The following is a 1,149-nucleotide window of genomic DNA, read 5'->3' as shown; positions in this document are numbered from 1 at the left end:
CCAGCAAAGATTCTGTTATACCAGCACCGATGAAAACTCAAGCCGTTGATGGATTTCCTAGCGGCGTATTCGACAAACACGCCTTAGTAGGGCGTGGTCGCAGGCTTACTGTTGAAGACCGTGTTGCTATTGAAGCGGGATGTCGTGTCGGTGATTCGGCACGAGCCATCGCGCAGAAAATAAATAGGCACCACAGTGTCGTCGCTCGTGAAATCACCCGTAATGGTTGGAAGATCGTCGATGAGGACGGCACAGAGCAGCTGCGGTATAACGCCCACAACGCTGCTGTTTCTACTGCTGGTCGGATGGTGCGGCCAAAACTACGCAAGCTCGATGAAAGCCCAACGCTTCGGGGTGTAGTAGTCGATTGCCTTGCCCGCAGGTGGTCACCTGGGCGCATTAGTGCATGGCTTGAGCATGCTTTCAGCGATGATGAAAGCATGCGTATTTCCCACGAAGCGATCTACAGTGCCTTATACATTCAAGGCAAAGGCAGCCTGCGAGCCGAGCTTGAAGAAGTCATGAAGACTAAAGACGTACTTATCCGCGGCGGCTCAACACGCAAGCGTCGTGCCCGAAACGCTGGCGTGTTAACCGGTCGCCCTTGGATCAAAGGTGCTGAGATCACCCACCGCAGCCCGGAAGCTGATGACAGGGCTATTCCCGGGCACTGGGAGGGCGACCTTGTTATTGGTAAAGGTGGCAAAAGCGCGCTGATTACCCTAGTAGAGCGCACCAGCCGTTACACCCTGCTTGGACACCTTCCCGATGAGCACAGTTCACACACCGTGGTCGCAACCCTGCAGGACATGGTCAAAGACCTCAACACCGAGCAGCTAAAGACCATCACATGGGACCAAGGCGCAGAAATGGCTGTCACAGCACAAGTCCAGATTAAAGACGGCTGCCAGGTGTTTTTCTGTGAACCGCACTCACCGTGGCAGAGACCAACCAACGAGAACACCAACGGCGAGATCAGGCGCAGGTTCTACAAAAAGGGCACCGACTTTGCCACCGTCACACCCGAACATGTCGCGTGGGTGCAAAATGAGCTCAACGAAACACCCCGACAAATCCTCGGCGGCGCAACCCCACGTGAAATACTTAACGAACTATTCAAGCGTGGCGCATCCACCGCTTGATTCCGCC

1 protein-coding gene is annotated in these 1,149 nt (G+C 54.8%); it reads left to right on the top strand.

The features are described from left to right. Window positions 1-1,142, top strand: a 1,142-nt coding sequence (locus WMQ00_RS11960) for an IS30-like element IS1513 family transposase (RefSeq protein ID WP_340441073.1), incomplete at its 5' end; no start/stop codon positions are given. Between the last annotated feature and the right edge of the window lie 7 nt (window positions 1,143-1,149).

It is taken from the genome of Corynebacterium sp. KPL2825, from assembly GCF_037908445.1.
GTDB classification, from domain to species: domain Bacteria; phylum Actinomycetota; class Actinomycetes; order Mycobacteriales; family Mycobacteriaceae; genus Corynebacterium; species Corynebacterium kefirresidentii.
The sequence above is the reverse complement of the archived record's forward strand: the minus strand, read 5'-3'. Positions and strand labels throughout refer to the sequence as shown.